The organism is Streptomyces sp. NPDC056479 (assembly GCF_042795335.1).
Taxonomy (GTDB): Bacteria; Actinomycetota; Actinomycetes; order Streptomycetales; family Streptomycetaceae; genus Streptomyces.
This window is the reverse complement of the sequence record NZ_JBHTRZ010000004.1, coordinates 623416-644932: the sequence shown is the minus strand read 5'-3', so window position 1 is coordinate 644932 and position 21517 is coordinate 623416. Positions and strand designations below refer to the sequence as shown.

Here is a 21517-nt window from a genome sequence, read left to right as displayed (position 1 = left end):
CGGTCACTTCCGGTACTCGGCCGGTACGGACTTCGCGGCGATGCCCTCGAAGCGGTGGTCGAAGAGCTCGCTGACGTCGAACTTCTTCACGAACCCGCCTTCCGCGAGCAGATCGGCGGTCTCCTGCTCCCACTTGATCGCCTCGTCCCAGCTCGGCGGGAACAGCGGCTTGTTGGCGAGCTCGGTGATCGCCTCGGCCTGGGGGAGGGTCAGGTTCTGCGTCTTGACGTAGAACTCCCGGTTCCAGACGTCGGGGTGCTCGTACGTCCACACCTGGCCCTTGGCCCAGTACGGGATGTAGGCGGCGATCGCCGCGGCCTTCGCGGAGTCGTTCAGCACCGCGACCGGGGCCCACAGCAGATTGAGCAGGTCGACGACGTCGGTGGTGATGACGCGGGCACCCTTGGCCTCGTACTGGGTCAGATAGGCGGGGGCCTGGGTGTTGCCGAGCGGGGCGATGTCGACCTGCCCGGACTGCAGGGCGGTGAGGAACTGGTTGCTGGTCAGCGGGACCAGCTCCACGTCGTCGTACTTCAGCCCGGCCTTCTTCAGGGCGCGGAGCAGGACGACGCCCTGCGCCTGGCCCTGTGAGAAGGCGAGCCGCTTGCCCTTGAAGTCGTCGACCGACCGGATGTCGCTGCCGGGCTTGGTGGCGAAGAGGTAGTTGGGCTTGCGGGTGATGTTGATCGCCACGATCTTCGCCTCGAAGCCCTGGTAGTACGCCTGGATCGGCGGGATGCCCGCGTTGTTGGCGAGGTCCAGGGACTTGGCCCGGAAGGCGTTGATGACATCGGGCCCGGCGCCGATGTTCAACCAATTGCTGACCGTGAACGGCGGATCACCCAACTTGGCGAGTTTGAACTGGAGTTGCTGTGTGTTCTGGTACGAGGCGATCTTCAGGCTCGTGCCCGCGGGCACGTTCTTGGCCAGCGGGGCGGTCGAGGCGCCCTCGTTGTCGGCTGCCGCGCTGCTGTCGGCGCAGCCGCTGAGTCCGGCGACACCGGCCGCGGCGCCGAGCAGGGAGGTGAGGAAGAGCCGTCGGTCGACACCCGGCACAGGAGAAGAAGACATCGGAGTACTCCGTGAGTTCAGGAAGAAAGAAAGCATGCGGAATTCCGGGCAGGAGAAAGCCGGAAAAAGAAATTCACGCAGGGGGAAATGAGCGCTTCACACGCGGCGACGTGTCAGCAACAGTGGGTGCGACAGCTCACGAACGGGCTCATGAGCAGCATGTTCCTGGTCATCGGTGATCCCTGTCAATATTCCGAGATTCTGAATTAAATAGCCTCAGGTGACGTGCCCAACGGATCCCGGTACAGCACGTCCAGAGCCACCGAACCGCCGGCCACCGCAAGCACGGAATCCGCGAAACTCGTCGGCACGACCGCTGCCGCCCGCTCGCTGCCGACCGCCTTCCGCAGCGCGCCGAGGCAGTCCTCCCGGCTGAGGGTCCCGATCTCGGTGACGACGACGGTCTCCGGGTTGAGCACATCGAGCAGCAGCCCCACCGCCCGGCCGGTCATCCGCGCACGCTCGGTCAGCAGCCGCACGGCCACCGCGTCGCCGTGCGCCGCCGCGCGCAGGACGTGCATCGGGTTCACCCCGTCGATGACCCCGGCCGCGCGCGCCCGCCGGCACAACGTCCGCTCGCTCAGCTCTGCTTGGAGGCAGCCGACGCGACCGCAGTCGCAGTTCTCCGTGCCGCCCGGTACCGGCAGATGGGCGATGGCGCCGGCCTGGGAGCGGGGGCCGTGGTGCACCTCGTCGTGGGTGGCGAACGCCGCGTCGACCACGTTGCCGACGAACAGATGCAGCACGCTCCGGCTGCCGCGCGCCCGCCCGAACAGCCGCTCCGCGTTGACCAACGCCCGCGCGTGCCCGTCCACATGGACCGGCAGCCCGGTGTGCGCGCCGAGCACCTCCCGCACCGGCACCTCGCGCCAGCCCAGCAGCGGGTGTTCGACGACGGTCCCGGAGTCCCGGTCCACCCAGCCGCCCGCGGCGAAGCCGACGCCGAGCGGCCGGCTGCCCGGCGCCGCGTCCAGCAGCGCGGCCAGCCCGTCGGCGGCGCGGGCGAGGACGCCGTACGGATCCCTGGCCCCCGAGTGCTTCAACTCCCGCTCGGCGACGACGCGTCCGCGCAGATCGAGCAGCGCCACCGTGGTGTACGGCACCGCCACATGCACCCCGCCCACCACGAACCGTGTGTCGTCCAGATCGATGGGCACGTGCGGCCGGCCGACGCCGCCCGACTGCCGGGGCGCGGCGGCCTCGCGGATGAGCCCGAGACCGGAGAGGCGGGCACAGTGGTCGGTCACCGACGCCGGTGACAGCCCGGTCAGCCGCGCGATGGTGCTGCGCGCGACCGGCCCGTGCTCCAGGACCGAGCGCAGGACGGCGCTGGCGCTGGTCCGGCGCCGGTCGCGGTCGGCGATACGGGGGATGGGGGACGAAAGGGTGGGTGCCGCGGTACGGGGCATGGGGAACTTCCTCGGGAGCCGGTCCGACACTGCGCCGTCTGAAGCGGGCGAGTCATGACCGGAGCCACCGCCACCGGGGCCTTCGCGGTCCGACTCACCCCGGACGGCGACAGGCGGCCGCGCCCACGCGTCGCAGGTCGACGTGGCGACGCGACGAGAAGTTCCGGGACTGGGCGACCATGCGCTCGAAGCTAGCAAAGCGGCCCACCGCTGCCCAGACGGCGACCGACGGGCGAGACGGCTCTTCACACGCGGGCAACATGATTGGCGCATTCCTACAGTCGGCTCCGGGACCGTCATGTGAGTCGTACGTCCCTGCCTCAGTGACCGGCATCACCCCGTACCCGGTGTAACCCCCACCCTTTGTCCGGAGCCAACGAACCCCGTGATCCGGCCTTTGTCGACCACTGACGGTGAGCGAGCCGAACCCCCTGGGATAGCGTCACTGGGTCCCGTACCGCCTTCACCCTCGCGGAGTCCCCATGACCACGGCAGCCGCCGCCCCCGCCCGACCCGGTCAGGTCCTCGCCGACCTGCTCCCGGCTTCCCGCGTCCGCGACATCGCGCTCGTCGTCGGCGGCGCCGCGCTCACCGGCCTCGCGGCCCAGATCTCCGTGCCCGTGCCGGGCTCCCCGGTGCCGGTGACCGGTCAGACCCTCGCGGTGCTGCTGGTCGGCACGGCCCTCGGCGCCGGGCGCGGCTTCCTCTCGCTCGCGCTGTACGCGCTGGCGGGCATCGCGGGTGTGCCGTGGTTCGCGGACGGCACCTCCGGCGCCGCGGCCCCGTCCTTCGGTTACATCCTCGGCATGATCCTCGCCTCGGCGGTCGTCGGCGCCCTGGCCCGCCGCGGCGCCGACCGCACCGCGCTGCGCACGGTGGGTGCGATGGTCCTGGGCGAGGCGATCATCTACGCCGTCGGCGTCCCCTACCTGGCCCTGGCCACCGGCATGTCGGCGTCCGCCGCGATCGCGGCCGGCCTCACCCCGTTCCTGATCGGCGACGCCCTGAAGGCGGCGCTGGCGATGGGCGCGCTGCCCACCGCCTGGAAGCTGATCAACCGCTGACGCGGTAGCTCCTGCGCAAGAGGCTCGCCGGGTCCGTGACTTCGACCCGACGAGCCTCTTTTCGTGTCCCCGCGCCGGAGAGCGAGCCCGGGGGCTCAGTCCGCGTGCCGCCTCGGCCGCCGCAGCTGCGACCACCACAGCCCGGCCGCACCCACCGCGATCAGCGTCGCGCCGGCCGCGCCGAGCGGCAGGACGTCACGGCCGAGGCCGGTCTTGGGCAGCTCGTCGGCGCCCGGTGCGACCGGCTTGTTGTCCGTACCGAGCAGCAGCGGGGTGGCCGGGGCGTCGGGCGACGGGTTCGTCGTACCGAACGGCACCGGGCCCTGCTGCCAGTACGTCTTCTTGCCGTCGCCCGTCTGGACGGGCAGGCAGATCTTGCCCTCCTTGCCGAGGTCGTACGTCGCCGCCACGGCGTACGACTTCGACTCACCGGCGGGGAGATTGTCGAGAGGGCAGGCGAAACCGCTGTTCGAACCCTCCGGAAGATTGCCTTTCTCGATCGCCGAACAGCCTTCGACATTCTTGACCGTCAGGCCGTCGAACCCGACGACCAATAGCTGGATCTTTCCGCTGTCCTCGGTCCCTTCGTTCTTCACCGTGGCGGTGATCTCGGTTTCTTGCGAACTGTTGTTCACCGAGATTTTCTCCGGCAGTTCGGTGGTGAGCTTCACCCCTGCCGGTGCCTCGTCGATGACCTTTCCCCCCTTGCTGCTCCCAGGTCCCTGGTCGTCGGCACTGGCAGTGAAGGAAAGGATCATCACTGCCGAAAAAGATGTCGCGACCAGCGATCCCGCGATGGCCGTCGTGCGACGAGAACTCATGTTCGTCCCCCTTGCCTGCGCCTGAATTCGCAGTACTTGAAGAGCTACCACAAGATTTCTCCGCACTATGCTGGTACGGCACGAAGTGTGACCATTGTGTTTCAATGGCGGATGTCCGATGCGGCATCGAGGGGGGTGCAGTGGATTGCCGGGGAATACGAGGAGTGGCGGGGTTCCAGGTGTACTGGTGACGGGGCGCTATCGATTGGTCGAGAGTATTGGCCAGGGGGGAATGGGGCGCGTGTGGCGGGCGGTCGACGAAATTCTCGATCGACTGGTCGCCGTCAAGGAAATGCGCATCGACGGCCTCGACCCCGAGGACACACGCACACGCCGTGAACGCACCCTGCGCGAGGCGCGGGCGACGGCGCGGATCGACCACCCCAACGTCGTACGGGTCTACGACGTGGTCGACGAGGGCGAACGCCTTTGGATCGTCATGGAGTTGGTGGCCGGCCGCTCCCTGGAACGGATCATGGCGGAGGAGGGCCCGCTGGGGCCGCGCGAGACGGCCCGGATCGGCGTGGGCCTGGTGGCGGCACTGCGGCAGGTCCACGACCGCGGCGTGCTCCACCGGGACATCAAGCCGGGCAATGTGCTGGTGGAGGCGGAGGTGACGCGCGGGCGGGGCCGCGTGGTCCTCACGGACTTCGGCATCGCGGCGATCCAGGACGCGAAGGCCCTCACCATGGTCGGCATGCTGGTCGGCTCACCCGACTACATGGCCCCCGAGCGGATCTCCGGCCGCCCCCAGGGCCCGCCGTCCGACATCTGGTCCCTGGGCGCCACACTGAGCGCGGCCCTCGCCGGCCGCTCCCCCTTCTCCCGCGACACGACCCTGGCGACCCTGCACGCGGTCCTCTACGAGGAGCCCGAACTCCCGCCCGCGGCAGGCCCGTTGCGCGACATCCTCGCCGCCCTGCTGGAAAAGGACCCGACCCTTCGCCCCGGCCTGGACGAAGTGGAGACGGCCCTGCAACGGGTGGCGTATCCGATACCCACGCCGACGATGCCGGTGATGGGGGAACCGGAACCGGAACCGGCCCCGGTGAGTCGTCCGGCGCCAGAATCCGGCGCGCTGTCCGAGCCGGAACCGACAGGCCCGTCCGGCCGCGAGCACGAAGCCGAGCCCGAGCCCGAGCCCGAGCAGACGCCAACGCCCCCAAGAGAGTCGCCCACCCCCGCCTTCCTGGACGTCTCCCGTCCCCCGTCCCCGCCCGACCCCCGGCAGCCGGAAGAGATACGCGACGCGATACCGCCACAGCCGGCACCGACCAAGGACATCCGAAGCGAGGACCCGCGAACCGAGGATCCGCGAACCGAGGCCCCACGGCCTGGAGTTGAGCAACACACCATCAACACCCGGCCGGCCACCGCCCCAACTCCCGTCCCTGCCCCCGCCCCAGACCCCCCTCGCCCCCTCAACGCCTCCACAGAGGCCACCACCCCCGAGTCCCGCTCAGAGGTGCACTCCGCGACCCCGTCCGGCAACTCCACCGGCCCCACCCCCCGCCGCACCGGCGTCTCCCTCTCCCGCTCGGAAGCGATGACCGAGCGCCGGCCCGCCCCCGGCCCGGGACGCGCACCGGGCGGTTCCCAGGAGTACGGCGGCATGCCGCCCGGCGAGCTCCCCGGCCCCGCGGTTGCGGCCCGCCCCCGGCCCCGGCGCGGGTATCGCCGTACGGGCATCGTCGCCGCCGCCGGAATCGCGGCCGCCGGTGCTGTGGTCGCGGTCGTGCTGGTGACCGACTTCGGGGCGCGGAAGGACGATCAGGCAAGCTCCTCGCCGTCGGCGTCCTCGGCCGCGTCCTCTCCGGACGCGTCCCCGTCGTCCACGGTCGAGGGCACGTCGAGGCCGCAGAGCCTCCCGCCGGGCGCGCGCCGTGAGGCGGGCGGGTTCGCGTGGGCGCCCCCCGAGGGCTGGCGGCGGGACGTCCAGACGGGCTCGGAGGTGCACTACACGTCACCGGACGCCGCTCAGGAACTCGCCGCCAAGTCGTCCCTGGCCCGTGACGACCTGATGGACTCCTGGCAGCAGTCCGAGCAGAACGCCCAGCAGGGCAAGGACTACGTCAAGATCCGCCTGGAGCGCACGACCTTCCGCGAGCACCCGGCGGTCGTCTGGGAGTACACCTTCACCTTGAACGGCGACCCGTGGCACGCCCGGCTGCTCGGCTTCACCGTGGACGGAAGGACGTACCAGATCAACACCTGGTACCGCCCGGACATCGAGGCACAGGCCCTGAAGACGTACGAGAAGGTGAGGGACGGCTTCACGGTGCTGTGACCGGGCGGCAACGCGATCGGGCAAAAGACGAAGGGGTGGTGGGGTGCACACCGCACCCCACCACCCCTTACCGGCTACCGGCTACCGGCGGACCGGCCGGCGGCCACCGGCAGTCGACGGCCTCAGCCGGTCTTGACCTCGTCGCGAGCCGCTTCCGAGCCGGCCGCCTCGACGCCTGCCGGCCGCCCGCGGCCGACCTTCTGCTTCACGAACGCGGTCACCAGGACCAGCGCGGCCACGAGGAGCGACAGCAGCACGGTCTTGCGTCCGTCGTGCTCGGTGTCGGTCAGCATGTAGCCGAGGACGAACACGATCAGCGCGGCCGTCGCCCAGGTCAGATACGGGTACAGCCACATCTTCACGACCAGCTTCTCCGGCGCCTCGGCCTGGATGATCTTGCGCATGCGCAGCTGCGAGAAGCAGATCGCCAGCCATACGAACAGCGCGACCGCACCGGAGGAGTTGACGAGGAAGAGGAAGACGGAGTCCGGGAACTTGTAGTTGAAGAACACGGCCACGAAGCCGAACGCCACGGACGCGAGGATCGCCGTGCGCGGCACGCCGTTGGAGGTCGTGCGGGCGAAGCCCTTCGGCGCGTCCCCGCGCTGGCCGAGCGAGAAGGCCATGCGGGAGGCGGTGTAGAGGCCGGAGTTGAGACAGGACAGCACCGAGGTCAGCACGATGAAGTTCATGATCTGACCGGCGTGCGGGATCCCGAGGGAACCGAGCGCCGCGACGTAGGAGCCGTCCTTGGCGATCGCCTTGCTGTCCCAGGGGAGCAGGGTGACGACGACGAAGATCGAGCCGAGGTAGAAGACGGCGACTCGCCAGATGATGCTGTTGGTCGCCTTGGTGACGGCCCGCTGCGGGTTCTCGGACTCACCGGCGGCAAGGGTGGCGATCTCGCTTCCCATGAAGGAGAAGACGACCAGCAGCACACCGGTGAGAATCGCACCTGCCCCGTTCGGCAGGAATCCGCCGTGGTCCGTCAGATTCGCCAACCCTGCCTGCTCGCTGTCCACGCCCGGCAGCACGCCGAACACGGCCAGTCCGCCGATCACGATGAACGCGGCGATGGCGACGACCTTGATCCCGGCGAACCAGAACTCGAACTCACCGTACGAGCCGACGGAGACGAGGTTGGTGGCGGTCAGCACGAGCATCACGATCAAGGCCCAGGCCCACTGCGGGACGGCCGGGATCCAGCCCTCCAGGATCACCGCACCGGCGGTCGCCTCGACCGCCAGCACGACCACCCAGAAGAACCAGTACAGCCAGCCGATGGAGAACCCGGCCCAGCTGCCGAGCGCGCGGTCGGCGTGGGCGGAGAACGAGCCGGACGTCGGGTTGGCCGCCGACATCTCACCGAGCATGCGCATCACCAGCACCACGAGCGTGCCGACGAGAGCGTAGGAGAGGAGGATGCCGGGTCCAGCGGTGGCGATACCGGAACTGGACCCGACGAAGAGTCCGGCGCCGATGACGCCGCCGATGGCGATCATGGACAGATGGCGGTTCTTGAGCCCGGCCTGTAGGCCGTGGCCGCCGGCGGCCGGTTGGGCCGTCTTCTGGGTCGGCTGCGAAGTCATTGGAACGGATTTCCTTTGCGCCGTGGGAGCGGTCCTCGTACGAGCGGATTCGGTGTGGTGTACGAGTCGGACCAGTGAATCGGAGGAGAACGGATTCGGGAACCTTTGATTCGGGATTGTTACTTGAGGTTTCCTTGAGCTTCTATAGTGCGAGTCACAATTGACGTGATCGGCACCCGACGCTGCTGCCCCGAAACAGCCGTGTCACACTCGTTCCATGCGCGTGTATCTCGGCTCGGACCATGCGGGCTTCGAACTCAAGAACCACCTCGTCGAGTGGCTCAAGGCGGCCGGTCACGACCCGGTCGACTGCGGTCCCCACATCTACGACGCACAGGACGACTACCCGCCCTTCTGCCTCCGCGCGGCGGAGAAGACGGCCGCGGACCCCGAGGCCCTCGGCATCGTGATCGGCGGCTCGGGCAACGGTGAGCAGATCGCCGCGAACAAGGTCAAGGGCGTCCGCGCGGCGCTGGCCTGGAGCGAGGAGACGGCGTCGCTGGGCCGCCAGCACAACAACGCCAACGTCGTCGCGGTGGGCTCGCGCATGCACACCACGGAGGAGGCGACCAAGTTCGTCGAGACCTTCCTGGGCACCCCGTTCTCCGGTGACGAGCGCCACATCCGCCGAATCGACATGCTGTCGTCCTACGAAACGACCGGCGATCTGCCCCCGATCCCGCCGCACCACCCGCAGCAGTAGGTATTTCAGCCCGTCCGGCGGTTGAGGGCGAGGCCCGTTCAGGGCCGACAGCGGGGGTCTGGGGGCGGCAGCCCCCAGGAGCGACCCGGGGTCGAAGGGGCAGAGCCCCTGGGGGATGGGACGGGTAGGGGCGGCGGGGGCGAAAACCCCACGCGCCGCCCACCCCACCCGCAGACGAACAAGGAGCCACCGTGCCCGAGGGCCACACCATCCACCGGCTGGCCCAGGACTACGCCTCCGCATTCCTCGGCACGAGCCCTCGCGTCACCAGCCCCCAGGGCAAGTTCTCCGACGCCGCAGCCCTCCTCGACGGCGCCGAACTGACCCACACCGAGGCCCACGGCAAACACCTCTTCCTGGCGTTCCGGGCCACCGACTGGATCCACATCCACCTCGGCCTCTTCGGCAAGGTCAACTTCGGCCCCGCCCCCGCACCCCCGCCCACGGACACCGTCCGCCTCCGCCTCGCCGACCCCACGTCGTACGTGGACCTCCGCGGTCCCACCACCTGCGCCCTGATCACCCACCCGGAGAAGCAGGCGATCCACGACCGCCTCGGCCCCGACCCCCTCCGCGACGACGCCGACCCCCACACCGCGTACCGGAAGATCTCCCGCAGCCGTACGACCATCGCCGCCCTGCTCATGGACCAGAAGGTGATCGCGGGCGTGGGCAACGTCTACCGCGCCGAGGTCCTCTTCCGGCACCGCATCGACCCGTACCGCGCGGGCAAGGACATCACCCCCACCCAGTGGGACGCCATCTGGACAGACCTCGTGGACCTCATGCACGAGGGCGTCCGCAACAACCGCATCGACACCGTCCGCCCCGAACACACCCCGGATGCGATGGGCCGTCCACCCCGCGTCGACGACCACGGCGGCGAGGTCTACGTCTACCGAAGGGCAACCCTGCCCTGCCACATCTGCGGCAGCGAGATCCGCACCGCCGACCTCGCCGCCCGCAACCTCTTCTGGTGCCCGAACTGCCAGACGCCATAAGGATTTCGACCGCGGGTCAGAAGCCGCGCCGCAGAATCCCGGCTCAAAATCCGTGCGGCAACCACGGCGGCACAACAGACGCAAACCCCACCGACGCCTCCGCCAGCGCCCCCTGCCGCACCTCGCGCACCCGCCCCGCCGTCCCCAGCGCCGCGAGGCTCACCCCGCCCAGGTAGGCCGCCCCCAACTCCCGTACGGACAGGGAGAGATCGGCCGCATCCGTCGTACGTTCGCACGACGCGCCCTTGGTGTCCCCGCTCAACCGCCAACGCCCCGAGTTCCAGGGGCAGAAGGCGTCCTCGACGTCGAACACCACATCCACCGGCGCCTGGTAGGTCCGCGCCTCGAGCGCCGCCCCCACGTCGACCAGCCGTACATGCAGCGCGTCCCGCACCCGCACCGCGCACCGCCGGATGTCGGACACCTGGTACTGCCACGCCTCGTCCACCGGCCGCGCGTACGTCTTCACAGTGGACGTCAGGTCGACGTCGAAAAGGAACCGCCACAGCGCGGCGGCCGCCGCCGGATCGAGGGCGTGGGTGTCCCGCAGCCGCACGAAGCCCTTGGGCCCGCTGCCGTCCCACTCCGGCTTGACGTGGAAGCGCGCGTACCCCACGACCTCCCCGTCCCGCTCCGCCAGCACGCACTGCAGCGGCGACGCACCCTCCCGCTCGCTCTCCGGGTCGAGCAGCCCGAGCCGCTCCCAGCCGGGCAGCCGCGCGAGCATCCCCGGCCGGCCGGACACCCGGCGCGCGTACACGGCCTCGCACGCGTCGATGACGTCGGCCGGCACGGCGTAGCGCAGTCTTACGTCATCGGTACCGGGCGGCACCGACAGTGAGACGCGCGTCGTGTCGATCTCGGCGCTCACCTGGAAGCTGCCGATGCCGTAACCGAACCGGCCGTAGATCTCCGGCTCGGAGGCGGTCAGGATCGCCAGCGGCCTGCCCCACTCGCGCACGTCGTCCAGCTGCCGGCGCATCATCGACGTCAGCACCCCGCGCCGGCGGTGCGTGGCGGCCACGCTGACCATCGTGACGCCGGCGGCGGGCACGGAAGCTCCGCCGGGCACGGTGAGCCGGAAGTCGAACGCGCCGGCCGTGCCCACGCAGGTGTCGCCGTCCCAGGCGCCGACGGAACGCTCGAACCCGATGAGCGTGTCCCACAACTCCCGCTCCTCGGCCGCTTCCGGGACTCCACCGAAGGCGCGGATGAGCGTGTCGTACCAGTTGTCCCACTCGTCCTGCCGCAACGCCCGCAGCTCGGGACCGCCGGCCTCGCGCGCACTGTCTTTCGCCATGAACCATGCCTACCAGGGCATTGCGGGACGAGCGAGGGAATTTCCCATTGGCGGCGGCGAGACCGCTTTCCGTGAAGTTCACTGTGAAGTTGAACCTCGGACGGGGGACAAGTGGGACCTCCCGTGCCAAGCAGCTGGTCCGATGGATAGGGTCCCGAACTAATGGCAGCAGGACGAGAGCGGCGCACGGCGGCCGAGACGTTCATGGCCCGGGTGAAAATGCACTGGCACCGGGTCCGCGTCGGCCTGCGCAGAAGCGCCGTGGACTACTTCCGCGGCGACGGCTCGGACTGGGTCGCGCTGGCCGGCCTGCTCCTGACCGTGCCGCTGATCTGCGCCCTGACGATGGCCAACCCGGTGTGGTTCTCACCGGCCGCGCTGGTGCTGCCGATCGTCGCGGGCGGGTTGCTGCTGCGCCCGGCGAGCCTGCTGGGCCTGTACGCGGCGGCGGCGACGGGACTGATCGTGGAGTCGGTGCAACTCGGGCCGTACACGGAGGGTCCGTCCCGGGTCACCCCCGGCGTGGTCCTGGTCGTGGCGGCGTGCGGCTTCTTCGGTCTGCTGATCGCACAGTTCCGCAGCCGCGTCGGCGTGCCCTGGCGGCGCGGCGGCACGATGCTCTTCGACCTGCGTGAACGCATCCGGGTGCAGAGCAAACTGCCGCAGCTGCCGCACGGTTGGCACCGTGAGATGGCCCTGCGCCCGGCGGGCGGTCAGTCCTTCTCCGGCGACTTCGTGGTGGCGGCCCGCACGAACGGCGGCCGCACGCTGGAGGTCGTCCTCACGGACGTGTCCGGCAAAGGCATGGACGCCGCCTCCCGCGCGCTGCTCCTCTCCGGAGCCTTCGGCGGCCTCCTGGGCAGCCTGCCGCCCCACGCGTTCCTCCCGGCGGCGAACGGCTATCTCCTCCGCCAGGACTGGGACGAGGGCTTCGCGACCTCGATCCATCTGGTCCTGGACCTGGACTCGGGCGACTACGAGCTGTACTCGGCCGGCCACCCGCCGGGCCTCCAGCTGAGCGCGGGCAGCGGCCGCTGGGAGGAGAAGGCCGCCGAGGGCCCCCTCCTGGGCGTCTACGACGGCGCCCAGTTCGACCCCGTGAAGGGCTCACTCCGCCCCGGCGACGTCCTGATGCTCTTCACGGACGGCCTGGTGGAGACATCCGACCGAGACATCGTCGAGGGCATAGACCGCCTGACAGGCGAAGCCGACCGCTACGTCGCCGCCGGCTTCCACGGCGCCGCCTGGCACCTGATCGAGGCAGTGGCAAAGGACGTCAACGACGACCGAGCCCTACTCCTGATCTGCCGAGAGGGCCCTACGGCAACGGCGACGCGCTGAGCGGACCAGAGCCCAGTCCCTGAGCCCGACCTGATCCGCCCGACGCCGACTCGCGCAATCCGGCCCTCCCGCCCTTCTCTCCAGACGCTGACCCGCACCATCCACCCCGTCCGGCGTCTACTCCTGAGTCCGCACGGTCCGCAGCCCCCACCCACCCGCTGAGGGCGCGTCCCCTCCCGGCGCCGGGCCCGCGCCCTCCAGCCCGTCCGGCGCCTGAGACCGAGCCTGCGCCGTCCCCAGCCCCCACCCACCGCTGGGGCGTCCGCTCTCCAGGCGCCGGCCCGCACAATCCAGCCCGTCCGGCGTTTGCGATCGGGCCCGCGTTGAGGCCGTGACCTCTCGGCGCCGGTCCAGGTATTTCAGCCCGTCCGGCGTTTGAGGACGAGGCCCGTTCAGGGCCGACAGCGGGGGTCTGGGGGCGGCAGCCCCCAGAAGGGCCCGGGGTCGAAGGGGCGGAGCCCCTGGAGGACGGGACGGGTAGGGGCGGCGGGGGCGAGACACTGGACCGGTGACCGAGACGCCGCACAACCACCTGTCCCTGCCCGAAGTAGAGGCCATCGCCCGCACAGCCCACGCCCACCAGACCGACAAGGCCGGCCGCCCCTACACCGAACACCTCACGGCCGTAGCCGAAGGCGTCCGCACCCGCCACGGCAACGCCGACCAGATCGCGGCAGCCTGGCTCCACGACGCCGTAGAGGACGACGCACTCTCCGAACAGTGGCTGGAAGAGGCCGCCCTGAGCCGCCGTACAAAAGACATCGTGCGCGCCCTCACCAAGCACCCCGGCGAGCCCCCCGAGGCCTACGCACAACGCATCCTCGCCACCGACGGCGCCCTACTGGTGAAGCAGGCGGACCTCGCCCACAACGCCGACCCGAAACGCCTCGCGGCCCTCGACGAGCCGACCCGGAACCGACTGACCGAGAAGTACGCACGCATGCACGCACTCCTCGGCCTGTCCGCAGACATGGACGCAGGCGCAGTCACGGACGCAGACGGATCCAGAAACGAAGACGCCGCCGGAGACTGAGTCCCCGGCGGCGTGAATCCTCGACGATGCGTCAGGCGTTGACCTTCTCGCGCGCCGCCACACCCTCACGCTTCTCCCGCTCCCGAGCCACCTCGGCAGCATCCCGCTTGAACGCCCACTCCATCTTCGGCTCCATCGCGAACCGGAACATCCGCTGCACCGGCGAGGTGCACAGCAGCGTGACCCCGACAGCCGCGACGACACTGACGAAGATCTCGCCGAGCGGCCGGTGCAGCCAGGCCGGCTCGAACCAGCCCTGGTAGTCACCGGCCTTCACCACGAAGCCGTGCAGCAGATAGCCGTACAGCGTGCCCGCGCCGAGCGCCGTGAACCACATGTGCCGACGCGGCACCCAGGCGAAGAAGCAGGCCGTCAGCACCAGCGAGCAGCCGAACATCGCCAGCACCATCACCGGCCCGCTCCACCACGGCGCGGCCAGCTCCTGCGCCGCGTCCCGGTGGTAGAACCACGCGGTGTTCATCCGCGGCACCGCCCACCACCCGAAGGCCAGCGCGACCGCGAACACCGGCACGGACACGATCCGCACCGCACGCGTGCGCACCATGTGGAAGTGCTCGGGCTTCATGATCAGGCCCAGCACGAAGTACGGCAGGAACTGAAGAACCCGCTGGAGGTCCAGGTCGTCGCCGATCTCCGGGGTGACCGTCCCCGCCATGGCGAGGCCGAGCGCGATCGGCAGCGGCCAGCGCACCATCTTCCAGATGGGCGTGGTCATCCGCCAGATGAACAGCGCGCACAGGAACCACGTCAGGTACCACGGGTCCAGCAGGCTGATGTCCTGGCCCGGGTCCTCGTCGATCCAGCGCTTGAAGAGCGGATAGGCCGTCTCGAAGACGATGTACGGCACCGCGACACCGGTGATCAGGCGCTTCATCCGGCTGGGGCTCGCGTCGAAACTGCGCGAGAAGAAGCCGGAGATGATGATGAACGCCGGCATGTGGAAGCTGTACACCACGGTGTACACGGCCTCCAGGATCCGGCTGTCGCCCTTGATCGGCTCCCAGGCGTGTCCTATCGCGACGAGCACGATCGCCAGGTACTTGGCGTTGTCGAAGAACGCGTCGCGCTTGCCGGCACCGCCGGACGCGGCTCTGGCGTTGCCCTGAGCCTTCTTGTTCAGCGGTGAGCGCGGACTCGGCACTCCGTCCGCCGACTGCTGTGTCGGGGGGAGCGGCGCTCTGTTGTTGCCGTGCGGTCGCAGCGAGTCCGTCACAGACCCTCCCGCCGGAAGCCGGGGAAGTCGATCCAGGACCTTGCTGCGTATGCGGGGGACGAGGCAGCGTGGAACATCTGAGGCACCCTAGCGTTGCCTGTGGGATTTCGTAAAACCCCCGAGGTCGTTAGCGGTTATTACCTGCGACGACGCGTGTACAACGAACATGCACCTGGCAGACACCTGTTGGTCATCCTCATTGTCCGGATTCATCCTGACTAAGTAGTGCATATGGCCAGGAGGTGACGTCGATGAAATGATCACCGTGCTGTGAATTCGAAATACCGGCGAACATGTTGTGTGCTGATGGAAACGATCTCCTCGAATTCTCTGTACGGACGCCTCCTCCAAATGCTTTACGGGCCCAACGCGAGAGGTGGGCGCGCGTCAAGGGTCCGCACAGATCCAGCACAGGTGTGGCGAACGAAACGTCACGTGCCGCATAGCGGGGCCCGGTTGGTGGCACGATGGTTCTGGCGGGGGTGCGCTGGGTTGCGTCCCCGGGCCGGGAGAGCGGACCGACCGAGGGTGTGATCTGTTGTGGCCATTTCGCTGTCAGTGGTACTGCTGTTGGCGATCATCTTGGTGGTGCTGATCCGTGGCGGATCCCTGAAGGCCGGCCCCGCCGTCGTAGCCGTGCTGTTCGGCTTCTTCCTGGCCTCGACCGGCATGGCCGACGACATCCAGAGGTTCCTCAACTCGATAGCCGAGACCATCAACTCGATCCAGTTCTAGGGTCCTCGGGGCCGCCCGGAGGGGTACGGATACCCTCGTTCGTGATCGTCGAACGTCATGGAACGACGATGCGGACGGGGGACGTACGGGATGGCGCTACGCGAAACGGACCCGGCGGAGGTCGGCGGCTACCGGATCGAGGACCGTCTCGGCTCCGGCGGCATGGGCGTCGTGTACCTCGCCCGCTCCGCGTCCGGCCGCCGTCTCGCCCTCAAGGTCGTGCACGCGCAGTACGCCGACGACGACGAGTTCCGCATCCGCTTCCGCCGCGAGGTGGCCGCCGCCCGTCAGGTCAGCGGCGCCTTCACCGCCCCCGTCGTGGACGCGGACGCCGACGCGCCGCGCCCCTGGATGGCCACGCTCTACATCCGCGGCGCGGACCTCGGCACCCATGTCCGCCGCCACGGCCCCCTGCCGCTGCCGGAACTGCGTGAGCTCGCCGCCGGCCTCGCCGAGGCCATCCGCGACATCCACCGCGCCGGGATGGTCCACCGTGATCTGAAACCGGCCAATGTCATGCTCGCCGAGGACGGCCCCCGCGTCATCGACTTCGGCATCTCCCGTGCCGCCGAGTTCGCCGCCTCCGACATCCTCACCCAGACCGGACGGGTGATGGGCACGCCGCCCTTCATGTCCCCGGAGCAGTTCTCGTCCCCGCAGGACGTGGGCCCCGCCGCCGATGTCTTCTCCCTCGGCTCGGTCGTCGCCTACGCCGCGACCGGTCGCGGCCCCTTCGACAGCCCGAGCCCGTACGAGACGGCCATACGCGTCGTCGACGGCGACGCGGAACTCGACGGCATCCCGTCCGAGTTGCTCCCTTTCGTCCAGCTCTGCCTGGAAAAACACCCCAAGTCCCGCCCCTCGCCGGACGAGTTGATACGCCTCCTGCGCGACGGCGTGCTCCCCGGCCCGCGCCCCACCCCCGAGGCCGCCCACACCCCGGACGCCCCCGAAGCCTCCCGCCGCAGACGCCGAAAACGCCTCCTTCTCGTCTCCGCCCTGGGCGCCCTCCTCCTGACCGCCGCGACCACCCTCACGGTCCTGTCCGTCAACGCGGACTCGACCCCGGCCGACGGTGAGCTGCCCGCCGGATGGCAGGCCTGGCACAAGAAGTCGAAGGACCCGAGCGTCGACCGGGACCCGATCGGCGCCGACGGCCCGTTCAGCGGCTGCGCGGCCACCGGCAGCTCCCTCGTGTGTGCCGGGGACGACGTCATGGCGACCCGCTTCGCCCTCGCCGACGGCCGCAACACCTGGGCCCGGCCCATCGACGACACCGCGGACGACCTCGGCGGCGGCGACCTGGGCACGGTCATCGGCGCCCGCGCCGGCCGCGTATACGTCTACGGCGCCGACGACCGGACCGCCGGCGACCTCAACCCGTACCGCTACACGGTCCAGGCGCTCGACGCCGACACCGGCAAGGTGATCTGGAAGACGGTCACCGGCGACAGCCAGGAGGCCACGGAGCCCAACAGCGACCAGGGCTACTCCATCGCCGTCCCCGAGGGCGTCGTCGCCGTCTACGGCGCGAAGGGGCAGCAGTACGCCCTGCTGGACGCCGACGACGGCAAGGTCCGCTGGAAGCGCCCGCTGCCCGCCCCGGACGATCGGATGTGCCTGCTGCGCAGCGCCGCCCGGAACGCGTACCTGGTGTGCCAGAAGTGGACCGGCGAGAACGTGACCAGCACGAGCATCGCCCAGCTCGACCCGGCCACCGGCCGTCCCCGCTGGTCCGTGACGGTCGGGAAGGACCAGGACATCCTCGGACAGGCCGACGGACGCCTGGTGGTGCTCAACACCTCCGGTACCCGCCGCACCCTGACCCTGATCAACGCCACCTCGCACATCGTGACGACCGTACGGCTGTCCGAGCCCCAGCCCGAGATCGCGACCCCCGCCCTGCTGAACGGCAGGCTCTACTTCACCTTCCGCAGCGGCAGCGTCCGCGCGTTCGCCCCGGACAGCGGACGCCGGCTCTGGGAGAGCAACTCCACCGTGGAGTCCTCGGGCCCGCCGACCGCCTCCGCGACCCACCTCTACCTGGCGTCCCCCAGCGGCCGCCTGGCAGCCCTGAACCTGCGCACCGGCACGGTCGAGGCCACCCTCCAGGGCCGGGACGACGGCGGCACGGCAGACTCCAACGGCGTCGGCGCCCCCCTGGTCCTCGTCGGCGACGCGCTCTACGTCCCCTACGGCATCCGCTGCGTCTACACGGTGGACGTACGCCACCTGTGAGCCGCCGCCCCCGACCCCCGGAAAACGATCAGGGCCAGGCCGAGGATGTGACCTCTGACCTGGCCCTGAGCCGTACAGAGCGGGCGACGGGAATCGAACCCGCGTAGCTAGTTTGGAAGACTAGGGCTCTACCATTGAGCTACGCCCGCACAGGACGCGCCGCAGGTCAGATGACCGCGGCACAGGATGCATCGTAGCGGGTCGGCCCCCCTTGTCGCACACCCCGTAAATGCGGCGGTCCCGCTGCCTGCGGGCATGTACCCTACGTGTCGCACCAGCACGGGGTGTGGCGCAGCTTGGTAGCGCGTCCGCTTTGGGAGCGGAAGGCCGTGGGTTCAAATCCCGCCACCCCGACCACGACCGGTGAAGACCGGCCAGATGCGCGACGACCTCGTGTGATCGCGTCCCTTGATCGCCTTTGAGGGCGTGTCGCCGCTGCCGTTACTATGCAAGCTGCACGCCCGTGTGTCTCTCCGTACAGAAGTCACGAAGTCCTCCGGGCGGCGAATCCGCCGGACCAGTCTGGCTCCGGCAGAAACCAAGAAGTCAGCCACAAGGAGACCGAACCGTGAAGAGCGCCGTGGAGACCCTGAACCCGACTCGGGTTCGGCTCACTGTCGAGGTGCCCTTCGAGGAGCTCAAGGACAGCCTCGACGCGGCGTACAAGAAGATCAACCAGCAGGTCACGGTGAAGGGCTTCCGTAAGGGCAAGATCCCGGCCCGCGTCATCGACCAGCGGTTCGGCCGCGGCGCCGTGCTGGAGGAGGCCGTCAACGACGCGCTGCCGAAGTTCTACACCGAGGCCGTCAACGAGGCCGAGCTCAACGTCCTGGGCCAGCCCGAGGTCGACATCACCGAGCTGAAGGACGGCGAGACGCTGAACTTCACCGCCGAGGTCGACATCCGTCCCACGATCGAGATCCCGGACTACTCCGGCATCGAGGTCGAGGTCGACGCCGTCGAGGTCAGCGAGGAGGACGTCGAGAAGGCCGTCTCCGACCTGCGTGAGCGCTTCGCGTCGACCTCCCCGGTCGAGCGTGCCGCCGAGGACGGCGACGTCGTCACCATCGACCTGGAGGCCAAGGTCGAGGGCGAGGTCCTGGAGGACGGCGTCGCTTCCGGCGTCTCCTACACGATCGGCTCCGGCGAGCTGCTGGACGGCATCGACGACGCCGTGAAGGGCGTGGAGGCCGGTGGCGAGGCCACCTTCACCTCCGAGCTCAAGGGCGGCTCGGCGGCCGGCAAGGAGGCCGAGGTCACCGTCAAGGTCACCCAGGTCGCCGCGCGCGAACTGCCCGAGCTGGACGACGACTTCGCGCAGCTCGCCTCCGAGTTCGACACCCTGGACGAGCTCAAGGCCGACAGCCGCAAGCGCCTCGAGAACATGAAGCAGTACGACCAGGCCACGCAGGCCCAGGAGCGCGTCCTGGAGAAGCTGCTCGAGCTGGTCGAGGTGCCCGTCCCCGAGAAGCTGCTCGAGGACGAGATCAACACCCGTAAGCACAACCTCGAGCACCACCAGCTCGGCCAGATGGGTCTCGACCTCGAGAAGTACCTCGAGATCCAGGGCAAAACGGTCGAGGAGTTCGACGCCGAGACCGAGGAAGCCGCGGTCAAGGGCATCAAGACGCAGTTCGTCCTCGACGAGCTCGTCAAGCAGGAGAAGCTGAACGTCAACCAGGAGGAGCTCACCGAGCACCTCATGCGTCGCGCCGCTTCCTCCGGCATGTCGCCCGACCAGTTCGCCCAGGCGGTCGTCGAGGGCGGCCAGGTTCCGCTCCTGGTCGGCGAGGTCGCCCGCGGCAAGGCCCTGGCCGTCGTGGTCGAGAAGGCCGTCGTCAAGGACACCAACGGCGAGGTCATCGACCTGGACGACGAGGACGAGGTCGAGCAGGCCACCGAGACGGTCGAGGCCGCCGAGGGCACCGCCGACGAGGCCGCCGAGGAGAAGACCGAGGGCTGAGCCCACGGCACCGAATAGCGCGTAGGGAGGGCCCCGGGGATGCGAATTCCCCGGGGCCCTTCTGCCGTACGGCTGCGGGAGCGCCGGTGAGGGGCGCGGGGAACCGCGCGAACGGCCGCGACGCATCCAGCGGCCGCGCGGGGCCCGGCGGGGCAACGGTGCGTAGGCATCCGCCCACCGTCGGCGGCTCTACGCCCCCGGCGAACACTCAAGGAACCGGGATGGCACCGCACAGCCTGCGCGTTAGGGTCCATGAGTATGGGGGCCGGAAGTCGGTGAAATCGCCGGAGGCCCCCCGCAGGGAACACGTGAGACGGCCCGGCGCCGTCGTAAGACGAGCAGGTGGAGACGTGACGAATCTGATGCCCTACGCCGCCGGCGAGCCTTCTATCGGTGGTGGCCTCGGCGACCAGGTCTACAACCGGCTGCTCGGCGAGCGGATCATCTTCCTCGGCCAGCCGGTCGACGACGACATCGCGAACAAGATCACCGCACAGCTGCTGCTCCTTGCCGCCGACCCGGACAAGGACATTTACCTGTACATCAACAGCCCGGGCGGTTCGATCACGGCCGGCATGGCGATCTACGACACCATGCAGTTCATCAAGAACGACGTGGTGACCATCGCCATGGGCCTGGCAGCCTCCATGGGCCAGTTCCTGCTCAGCGCGGGCACCCCCGGCAAGCGCTTCGCGCTGCCGAACGCCGAGATCCTGATCCACCAGCCCTCCGCGGGCCTGGCGGGCTCGGCCTCCGACATCAAGATCCACGCCGAGCGGCTGCTGCACACCAAGAAGCGCATGGCCGAGCTCACCTCCCAGCACACGGGCCAGACGATCGAGCAGATCACCCGCGACTCGGACCGTGACCGCTGGTTCGACGCCTTCGAGGCCAAGGAGTACGGCCTCATCGACGACGTCATCCCGACGGCCGCCGGGATGCCGGGCGGCGGCGGCACCGGGGCGGCCTGAGGCCCCCTGCAAGCCCCCAGCCGACCGCCACAGCCCCTAGGAGACAGACAGTGAACGACTTCCCCGGCAGCGGCCTGTACGACCGCACGCGCGCCGAGTACACCGGCCCCGCCGCCGAGTCCCGCTACGTGATCCCGCGCTTCGTGGAGCGCACCTCGCAGGGCATCCGCGAGTACGACCCGTACGCGAAGCTCTTCGAGGAGCGCGTGATCTTCCTCGGCGTGCAGATCGACGACGCCTCCGCCAACGACGTCATGGCGCAGCTGCTGTGCCTGGAGTCGATGGATCCCGACCGGGACATCTCGGTCTACATCAACAGCCCCGGTGGTTCCTTCACGGCGCTCACGGCCATCTACGACACGATGCAGTTCGTGAAGCCGGACATCCAGACGGTCTGCATGGGCCAGGCGGCCTCCGCCGCGGCCATCCTGCTGGCCGCCGGTACGCCCGGCAAGCGCATGGCGCTGCCCAACGCGCGTGTGCTGATCCACCAGCCGTACAGCGAGACCGGCCGCGGTCAGGTCTCCGACCTGGAGATCGCCGCCAACGAGATCCTCCGGATGCGCTCGCAGCTGGAGGAGATGCTGGCCAAGCACTCCACCACGCCGATCGAGAAGATCCGCGAGGACATCGAGCGCGACAAGATCCTCACGGCCGAGGACGCGCTGTCGTACGGCCTGATCGACCAGATCATCTCCACCCGGAAGATGAACAACGCCGACGTTCGCTGACGCGGACCGGGTATTGTCTGCTGCCC

The 21517-nt window shown here is 69.5% G+C and carries 17 protein-coding genes and 2 tRNA genes; 12 read left to right on the top strand and 7 right to left on the bottom strand.

The features are described 5' to 3' along the window. Positions 1-3: 3 nt before the first annotated feature. Both ACFQ6S_RS19405 and ACFQ6S_RS19400 read right to left on the bottom strand, forming a co-directional pair. Positions 4-1071 carry an ABC transporter substrate-binding protein gene (locus ACFQ6S_RS19405; RefSeq protein ID WP_383410789.1) on the bottom strand — a complete coding sequence of 356 codons (1068 nt, stop codon included), beginning with the start codon at positions 1069-1071 and terminating at the stop codon, positions 4-6. 206 nt (positions 1072-1277) lie between these two features. Further along, positions 1278-2480 (bottom strand): ROK family protein, encoded by a 1203-nt coding sequence (locus ACFQ6S_RS19400; protein ID WP_383410786.1) that lies wholly within the window; start codon positions 2478-2480, stop codon positions 1278-1280. Between the two features lie 482 nt (positions 2481-2962). On the opposite strand from ACFQ6S_RS19400, the gene ACFQ6S_RS19395 reads away from it, so the two are divergent. Continuing rightward, positions 2963-3544, top strand: a complete 582-nt coding sequence (locus ACFQ6S_RS19395) for a biotin transporter BioY (RefSeq protein WP_383410783.1) — start codon at positions 2963-2965, stop codon at positions 3542-3544. Between the two features lie 95 nt (positions 3545-3639). Here ACFQ6S_RS19395 and ACFQ6S_RS19390 read toward each other — a convergent pair whose 3' ends face one another. Further along, positions 3640-4365 (bottom strand): hypothetical protein, encoded by a 726-nt coding sequence (locus ACFQ6S_RS19390; protein ID WP_383410780.1) that lies wholly within the window; start codon positions 4363-4365, stop codon positions 3640-3642. A 232-nt stretch (positions 4366-4597) separates the two neighbouring features. On the opposite strand from ACFQ6S_RS19390, the gene ACFQ6S_RS19385 reads away from it, so the two are divergent. Beyond that, the gene (locus tag ACFQ6S_RS19385) at positions 4598-6652 is read left to right on the top strand and encodes a protein kinase (RefSeq protein WP_383410777.1); all 2055 of its coding nucleotides are present in this window, start codon (positions 4598-4600) and stop codon (positions 6650-6652) included. Between the two features lie 122 nt (positions 6653-6774). Here the strand turns inward: ACFQ6S_RS19385 and ACFQ6S_RS19380 are convergent, their stop codons facing one another. After that, positions 6775-8241, bottom strand: coding sequence for an amino acid permease (locus tag ACFQ6S_RS19380; protein WP_383410774.1), 1467 nt, complete (start codon positions 8239-8241; stop codon positions 6775-6777). 217 nt (positions 8242-8458) lie between these two features. On the opposite strand from ACFQ6S_RS19380, the gene ACFQ6S_RS19375 reads away from it, so the two are divergent. Both ACFQ6S_RS19375 and ACFQ6S_RS19370 read left to right on the top strand, forming a co-directional pair. After that, positions 8459-8944: a ribose-5-phosphate isomerase gene (locus tag ACFQ6S_RS19375; protein ID WP_383410771.1), complete on the top strand. Its 486-nt coding sequence runs from the start codon at positions 8459-8461 to the stop codon at positions 8942-8944. A 191-nt stretch (positions 8945-9135) separates the two neighbouring features. Beyond that, positions 9136-9945 (top strand): Fpg/Nei family DNA glycosylase, encoded by an 810-nt coding sequence (locus tag ACFQ6S_RS19370; protein WP_383410768.1) that lies wholly within the window; start codon positions 9136-9138, stop codon positions 9943-9945. Positions 9946-9988: 43 nt separating this feature from the next. Here the strand turns inward: ACFQ6S_RS19370 and ACFQ6S_RS19365 are convergent, their stop codons facing one another. Next, positions 9989-11245 (bottom strand): GNAT family N-acetyltransferase, encoded by a 1257-nt coding sequence (locus ACFQ6S_RS19365; protein WP_383410765.1) that lies wholly within the window; start codon positions 11243-11245, stop codon positions 9989-9991. Positions 11246-11407: 162 nt separating this feature from the next. Here ACFQ6S_RS19365 and ACFQ6S_RS19360 point away from each other — a divergent pair, with 162 nt between their 5' ends. Together ACFQ6S_RS19360 and ACFQ6S_RS19355 are read left to right on the top strand one after the other, a co-directional pair. Further along, positions 11408-12586 (top strand): PP2C family protein-serine/threonine phosphatase, encoded by a 1179-nt coding sequence (locus ACFQ6S_RS19360; protein WP_383410763.1) that lies wholly within the window; start codon positions 11408-11410, stop codon positions 12584-12586. 508 nt (positions 12587-13094) lie between these two features. Next, positions 13095-13619: an HD domain-containing protein gene (locus ACFQ6S_RS19355; protein WP_383410760.1), complete on the top strand. Its 525-nt coding sequence runs from the start codon at positions 13095-13097 to the stop codon at positions 13617-13619. Between the two features lie 31 nt (positions 13620-13650). Here ACFQ6S_RS19355 and ACFQ6S_RS19350 read toward each other — a convergent pair whose 3' ends face one another. Continuing rightward, positions 13651-14853: an acyltransferase family protein gene (locus ACFQ6S_RS19350; protein WP_383410757.1), complete on the bottom strand. Its 1203-nt coding sequence runs from the start codon at positions 14851-14853 to the stop codon at positions 13651-13653. Positions 14854-15393: 540 nt separating this feature from the next. Between ACFQ6S_RS19350 and ACFQ6S_RS19345 the strand changes: the two genes are divergently transcribed. After that, a complete protein-coding gene (locus tag ACFQ6S_RS19345) occupies positions 15394-15588 on the top strand; it encodes a hypothetical protein (RefSeq protein WP_030044846.1) in 195 nt (64 codons plus the stop codon). A 90-nt stretch (positions 15589-15678) separates the two neighbouring features. Further along, positions 15679-17826 carry a PQQ-binding-like beta-propeller repeat protein gene (locus tag ACFQ6S_RS19340; protein WP_383410754.1) on the top strand — a complete coding sequence of 716 codons (2148 nt, stop codon included), beginning with the start codon at positions 15679-15681 and terminating at the stop codon, positions 17824-17826. A 78-nt stretch (positions 17827-17904) separates the two neighbouring features. On the opposite strand, the gene ACFQ6S_RS19335 is transcribed toward ACFQ6S_RS19340, so the two are convergent. After that, positions 17905-17975: transfer RNA gene (locus ACFQ6S_RS19335), tRNA-Gly, on the bottom strand. Between the two features lie 131 nt (positions 17976-18106). Between ACFQ6S_RS19335 and ACFQ6S_RS19330 the strand changes: the two genes are divergently transcribed. From ACFQ6S_RS19330 to ACFQ6S_RS19315, 4 genes are all read left to right on the top strand, one after another. Then, a tRNA-Pro gene (locus tag ACFQ6S_RS19330) sits at positions 18107-18183 on the top strand. Positions 18184-18394: 211 nt separating this feature from the next. Continuing rightward, on the top strand, positions 18395-19789 hold the full coding sequence (tig, locus tag ACFQ6S_RS19325) for a trigger factor (protein ID WP_383410751.1): 1395 nt from the start codon (positions 18395-18397) through the stop codon (positions 19787-19789). Between the two features lie 362 nt (positions 19790-20151). Continuing rightward, positions 20152-20760 carry an ATP-dependent Clp protease proteolytic subunit gene (locus tag ACFQ6S_RS19320; RefSeq protein WP_383411305.1) on the top strand — a complete coding sequence of 203 codons (609 nt, stop codon included), beginning with the start codon at positions 20152-20154 and terminating at the stop codon, positions 20758-20760. A 50-nt stretch (positions 20761-20810) separates the two neighbouring features. Next, positions 20811-21491 (top strand): ATP-dependent Clp protease proteolytic subunit, encoded by a 681-nt coding sequence (locus tag ACFQ6S_RS19315; protein WP_383410748.1) that lies wholly within the window; start codon positions 20811-20813, stop codon positions 21489-21491. Positions 21492-21517: the final 26 nt, after the last annotated feature.